The sequence below is a fragment of the Protofrankia sp. Cr1 genome (assembly GCF_963555865.1).
GTDB lineage: Bacteria > Actinomycetota > Actinomycetes > Frankiales > Frankiaceae > Protofrankia.
Genome location: NZ_CAUVXO010000142.1, coordinates 3,649 through 9,879, shown reverse-complemented (window position 1 = coordinate 9,879; position 6,231 = coordinate 3,649). Strand labels below are relative to the sequence as shown.

General features: G+C 70.8%; 6 protein-coding genes. 5 read left to right on the top strand and 1 reads right to left on the bottom strand.

The annotated features are described in order from the left end of the window. The 5 genes from U9980_RS13335 to U9980_RS13315 all read left to right on the top strand — a co-directional run. Nucleotides 1-883: hypothetical protein (locus U9980_RS13335; RefSeq protein ID WP_322768200.1), on the top strand; the 883-nt coding region annotated here is incomplete at its 5' end. 5 nt (nucleotides 884-888) lie between these two features. Then, nucleotides 889-1,533, top strand: a complete 645-nt coding sequence (locus tag U9980_RS13330; RefSeq protein ID WP_322755128.1) for a DUF4129 domain-containing protein — start codon at nucleotides 889-891, stop codon at nucleotides 1,531-1,533. Beyond that, complete coding sequence (locus tag U9980_RS13325; protein WP_322768199.1) at nucleotides 1,530-2,822, top strand: DUF4350 domain-containing protein; 1,293 nt, start codon at nucleotides 1,530-1,532, stop codon at nucleotides 2,820-2,822. Before U9980_RS13330 ends, U9980_RS13325 begins: the two co-directional genes overlap by 4 nt. Nucleotides 2,823-2,899: 77 nt before the next feature. Continuing rightward, nucleotides 2,900-3,925, top strand: a complete 1,026-nt coding sequence (locus U9980_RS13320) for a MoxR family ATPase (protein ID WP_322768198.1) — start codon at nucleotides 2,900-2,902, stop codon at nucleotides 3,923-3,925. Nucleotides 3,926-3,937: 12 nt separating this feature from the next. Continuing rightward, nucleotides 3,938-5,233, top strand: coding sequence for a DUF58 domain-containing protein (locus tag U9980_RS13315; RefSeq protein ID WP_322768197.1), 1,296 nt, complete (start codon nucleotides 3,938-3,940; stop codon nucleotides 5,231-5,233). A 56-nt stretch (nucleotides 5,234-5,289) separates the two neighbouring features. Here the strand turns inward: U9980_RS13315 and U9980_RS13310 are convergent. Continuing rightward, on the bottom strand, nucleotides 5,290-6,231 hold a 942-nt coding region (locus U9980_RS13310; protein WP_322768196.1), incomplete at its 5' end, for a stage II sporulation protein M.

Below are 6,231 nucleotides of genomic sequence, written 5' to 3'. Positions count from 1 at the left end.
GCAACCGGGCGGACCCGGCCAGTGGGGACCGGGACAGCCCGGACCATGGCAACAGGCCGAAAAGCCGGGGATCATCCCGCTACGGCCGCTCGCGGTCGGCGAGATTCTCGATGGTGCCTTCTCCGCACTGCGCCAGAACCCCGGGGCGACCATCGGGCTGACCGTCGCCGCGACCACCGTGGTCCAGATCATCAGCACTCTGCTGACGGCCTGGAGTCAACGGACGTCCACCAATGCGGAGATCTTCGCCACGATCATCACCGCTGTGCTCTACGGCGTTCTCGCCATCGTCCTGGCCGGGATGCTGAGCGCGGTGATCAGCGACGCTACCCTGGGTAGCAAGATGAGTGCCGGCGAAGCCCTGCGACGCATCCAGCCCCGGTTGGGAGGCCTGATCGGCCTGTCCATCGCAGTAGGCGCCCTGACCCTTCTCGGACTCATCGGGCTGATCATCGGCGCCCTGTTCGTTACGGTCGCGCTGGCCATGTCAACGCCCGCATTCATCCTCGAGGGCGGGAGCATCGGGACGGCCATGCGGCGTTCGTGGACGCTGGTCCGTGGCGCATGGTGGCGAACCTTCGGGATCATACTGCTCACCTACGTCATGGTCACGGTCCTCACGGCCATCCTCCTGATCCCCCTGGCCGTGATCATCGCCGCTGGTGGCGGCTCGCTGACCGATCCCTACAGCGGCGCCCTGACAACGCTCGGCCTCCTGGTCACCGCCGTCATGAACATCGCGGTCCGGGCTGTGACCACGCCCATCACGGCGGGGGTCATCGTGCTGCTGTACATCGACCGCCGCATCCGGTTGGAAGGCCTGGACGTAACCCTCGCCCAAGCGGCACGGGACCGTGCGACGAGCGGCCGGGGATACCAGTAGACGTCATGGTCGGGCCGACGGTAACCCGCGACGGGGCGGCGGACGACGCTCGCCACGAACTTTCCAGGGGCATCTACCACGATGCCGGGCCGGGATGGACCGAGCGCGTGCTGAGCTGGATCGGTGACCGGCTGACCGACCTGTGGACCAGCGCCACCCAGCCGTCGGGCCACGGGCTCGGCATAGCGGCGGTCGTCATCGTGATGGCCCTGGTCGCCGGCGTCGTGTGGCTACGGCTCGGCCCGGTACGACGGACCGCGCGAACGAAGATAGTCGATCTTGATCTCGGCAGCCCGCTGTCCGCCGCCGCGCTGCGAGCCGAGGCCGACAGCCGTGCGCTGGCGGGTGCCTTTGCCGAAGCGGTGCGGTCACGACTGCGGGCAATCGTGCGGATGTTGGAGGAGACAGGAGTGCTGGAACCCCGGCCGGGACGCACCGCGGGCGAGCTCGTCGCCGAGATCGCCCGAATCGACGCCGGGAAAACGCCCGCTCTGGACGCGGCGGTAACGGTGTTCAGCGAGATCTGGTACGGCGGGACCGAGGCATCCGCGGCCTCCTACCGGCTCGTCGTCCAAGCGGATGAGGTGCTGATGGGTATGCGGCCGCACCCGGTGGGCCAGCCGGTTCGCACCTTCACGGCGCCGGCGTGACCACCACCGCGCTGCGTACCGGACCTGCCCCCGGGGCGGTCCAGCGTCGAGTCCGGGCCGGCGCCGTCCTCGTCCTGCTGGTCATCGCGTCCGCCGCCGCATCCACCATGCTTGCCAGGCCCAACGGCCGCCCGCTCGATCCGACGTCGGCCGCACCGGGTGGGACCAGAGCACTGGCTGAGATCCTTGGGGCACACGGCGTCGGCGTCACGGTGACGGACAACCCCACCGAGGCCGCGGCAACTGCCGCGGATCGTGACATCACGATCGTGCTGGCATATCCCGAGCGCGTCACCCCGGCGACCCTTGATGCCCTTGCGAACACGGTCAACCGGGGCAGCGACCTGCTGCTCATCGAGCCGGTCACCGCTGTCCTCGAGGCGTTGGATCTACCGCTGGCCAACACCGGCGGCGTTGCGCCCGCGACACCTGTGCCGGGGTGCGGGCTGCCCGAGGCCGAGGTGGCACAGGCCGCCACTCTTGGCGGCGGTTCGGGCTTCCGCGTCACCCAGCCGAGCGCCAGCCGGGTGGCGGCCTGTTACCCGGTGCATTCGACCGCGACCCTGGTCGTGCTGGCGCAACCGGCCAGCGCCACGGCGGGGCGCCGGCCCGGACGGTTCGTCGTGGCCGGTAGCGCCGCGTTCATGACCAACGGGCAGCTGGCGCACGAGGGCAACGCGGCACTCGCAATCGGGCTTCTCAACCGGCATGCGGCGGTGACCTGGGTGCTCCCGCAACCGGGCGGGCCGGGCTCCGTCGCCGCCCGCAGCAGTCTGGTCGACCTGCTTCCCGACCGGGTCGTGCTCGGCTGTCTCCAGATCGCCGTCGCGCTGATCGTCCTCGCCCTGTGGCGCGGACGCAGGCTCGGGCCGCCGGTGGCCGAACCGCTGCCGGTCGTGGTGCGGGCGGCTGAGACCGTCGAGGGGCGGGGACGGCTCTACGCGGCGGGGAAGGCACGGGAACTGGTCGCAGCGGCGCTGCGGGCGGGACTGCGGGCGCGCCTGGCCGAACGACTCGGGCTGGCGACCCGGGCCGGCCCACCAACCTCGCGGAACCCCGCGGCCACGCATCCCGAACCGGACCCGAACGCGCTCGTGACCTCGGTCGCCGATCGAACCGGGCGGTCACCGGTCGAGATCGCATCGCTCCTGTACGGTTCCGGGATGAGTCACCACACCACCGCGGCAGCCGGCATGTTCCAGACAAAGGGCGCATCAGTCGACGATCATGCGCTGTTGGGGCTGGCGGAGCAGCTCGACGCGCTCGACCAGGACGTGGCGGCGGGATGAGCGCCCCGGGAACACCCAGCGACGGCGATGTTGTGGTAACGACACCTTCACAGAGAGAGACGGCCACCAGGTCAGCCATGTCGACCGAACCGCACCTGTATCCCGGCCCACCGGCGGCCGAATCCCCCCCTCATCGGGGTACACCGGATGAACCCGAAGCGGCCCGCCAAGCGCTGATCGCGCTGCGCGAGGAGGTGGGCAAGGCTGTCATCGGCCAGGATGCCGCGGTCAGCGGCCTTGTCGTGGCACTGCTCTGCCGCGGGCACGCGCTGCTCGAGGGCGTCCCGGGGGTTGCCAAGACCCTGCTGGTCAGGGCACTCGCCGCGGCGTTGTCCCTGGAGACCAAGCGGCTGCAGTTCACCCCCGATCTGATGCCGGGAGACGTCACCGGATCGCTCGTCCACGACACCGGCACATCCCGGTTCACCTTCCGGGAAGGGCCGGTGTTCACCAACCTGCTGCTTGCCGACGAAATCAACAGGACGCCGCCCAAGACTCAGGCCGCGCTCCTGGAGGCGATGGAGGAACACCAGGTCAGCGTCGACGGAGCACCGCGGCGGCTGCCGGTACCGTTCGCGGTCATCGCCACCCAGAACCCGATCGAGCACGAAGGCACCTACCCGCTGCCCGAAGCGCAGCTCGACCGCTTCCTGCTGAAACTCACCGTGCCGCTGCCGCCGCGGGACGACGAGATCAGGATGCTCGCCCACCACGCGTCCGGCTTCGACCCCGCCAACCTCGATGCGGCCGGAATCCGGCCGGTCGCCGGACCGTCGCAGTTGGCGGTCGCCCGCGACGCCGTCCGCGCCGTCGCGGTCCGACCGGACGTCCTCGCCTACATCGTCGACCTGGCCCGGACAACCCGGGCCGCACCCGCCGTCGCGCTGGGAGTTTCCCCGCGCGGTGCGACCGCACTGCTGGCCACGACACGGGCGTGGGCCTGGCTGTCCGGACGCGGGTATGCGACCCCGGACGACGTCAAGGCGCTCGCGCGACCGACCCTGCGGCACCGGCTCACGTTGCGTCCCGAGGCCGAGCTCGAAGGCGTGACCGCCGACACCGTCCTCAACCAGGTGCTGGCCACCGTGCCCGTACCGCGGTAAAAGAGCTCACGGGTGGCCATCACCGGACGGTCCGCGGCGCTCGCATTCGCGAGCGCGCTGATCATTTTGTTCTCCCCGGCCCCAGGCTGGACGCTGCTGGTGGCCAACGGCCTGCTGATCGTCGCAATCGTCGTGGATCTCACGCTCGCCGGCGGCGTGCGCACGCTGGTGTTCGCCCGGTCCGGGCCGAACGCGGCACGGCTCGGTGAAGCGGTGCCGCTCGTTCTGGCGGTGACGAACACCGGGCGCCGGACGGTTCGCGCCCACATCCGGGACGCCTGGCCGCCGTCGTCGGGCGCCACACCACGCGTCTGGCCGGTGACCGTCCCAGCTGGACAACGGCGCTTCGGCGACATGGTGCTGCGGCCCACCCGCCGGGGTGACCGGCATCCGTACCGGATAACGGTCCGCTCGCTGGGACCCCTCGGCCTCGCCGGTCGGCAGGGCCGGCACGTCGCGCCCTGGCGGCTGCGGGTGTTACCGGCGTTCACCTCCCGCCGCCACATTCCCGCCGCGTTCGCCCGCCTGCACGAGATCGAAGGTAACGTCACACTGCGTGGGGGCGGACAGGGCTCGGAGTTCGACAGCCTGCGCGACTATGTTCCGGGCGACGACGTTCGAATGATCGACTGGCGGGCCAGCGCACGGCGCGGCACGGTCGCGGTCAAGTCGTTCCGACCGGAACGTGACCGCCGGGTCATCTGCGTCCTGGACACCGGGCGGACCAGCGCCGGTCGGATCGGCGACGCTCCACGCCTGGACCACGCGATGGACGCCGCCCTGCTACTGGCCGCGGTGGCCGCCCGGGCCGGTGACCGGGTCAGCCTGATCGCCCATGACGCGGTCGCCCGCGTCACGCTGCCCTCGGCAGGCGGCCCGAATCTGCTGGTCAGGATGAGTGCCGCGCTGGCGCTGGTGGAACCGGTGCTGACCGAGGCCGACCACCGGGCGATCGTCTCCACGGTCATGCGTACCGCCAGCCGGCGGTCTCTGGTGGTGCTGTTCACCGAACTTGCTCCCGCGGTGATCGAGGAAGGTCTGTTGCCGGCACTGCCGGCGCTGACCGCTCGGCACACCGTCGTCGTCGCGGCGGTGAGCGACCCGCGCGTGGCTGAGCTCGCGGCCGGCCGCGGCGACGTCCGCGCGCTGTATTCCGCCGCCGCTGCCGAACAGGCGCTGCTTCGGCGACGCCAGCTCACCGCTCTGCTCCGCCAGCACAGTGTGCAGGTCGTGGATGCCCCACCCACGACCTACGCGGCCACCGTCACCGACATCTACCTGACGCTGAAATCCGCCGGCAGCCTGTAGCCCGACAGCCTGTAGAGGCTCGCCCGAACCGGGCCCGACGTGGCGCCGGTGCCCGGTCAGACGGTCGGCGCGAGATCGGCAGAAAGATCCTCTTCCAGGTCGCCGGTCTCCCCCGCGACCACGGCACGACGGCCGTAGACCCAGACATATCCGACGAACACCGCCAGGGCGAGGGCGCCGATGGCGATCCGGACCCCGGCGGGCAGGGCTGACGGTGTCACGAACGCCTCGATCAGACCGCTGACCGCCAGGGCGACGGCCAGGCCGAGTGAGATCACGACAGCCGCCCGGCCCTCAGCCGCCAGCGCCTCGACCCGGCGGCGCGGGCCCGGATCGATAATGGACCAACCCAGGCGTAGGCCGACCGCGCCCGCGGTGAACACCACGGTCAGCTCCAACAACCCGTGCGGCAGGATCAGCGTGAAGAACTGGGACGCCTCGCCGCAGCTGGTCATGTAGCCGCCGACAAGCCCGAGGTTGCCGGCGTTGACCAACAGCACCGTCAGCGTCGGGATGCCAGCCAGGGCACCCAGCGCGATGGCCGAGGCGCTCACCCAGGCGTTGTTCGTCCACACATGTGCCGCGAACGAAGAGGCGGGATTCTCCGAGTAGTACCTGGCGAAATCCGTCCGGCACAGGGCTGCCACCTCATCCCGGGGAAGCAGCCCGCTGTACGCGGCCGGGGAGTTCACCACCCACAGGCCCAGGGCGAGAGCCACCGCGAGCGAAACCGCGCAGGTGGCGAACACCCAGCCGCGACGGGCGTATACCGCCGCCGGGAACGTCACGGCGAAGAACCTGCCGACGACATGCCAGCCCGGGTCCCGGGCACCCGCGACAACGGACCGCGCCCGGGTCACCGTGCCGGCAAGGCGGTCAACCAGCATCGGGTCCGGATAGCGGCTACGGATCACCGACAGGTGCGTCGCGACCTTCTGGTAGAGGTCCACCAGCTCGTCGAGCTCTGCACCGGACATCCGGCGGGGCCGCGCGGCCCG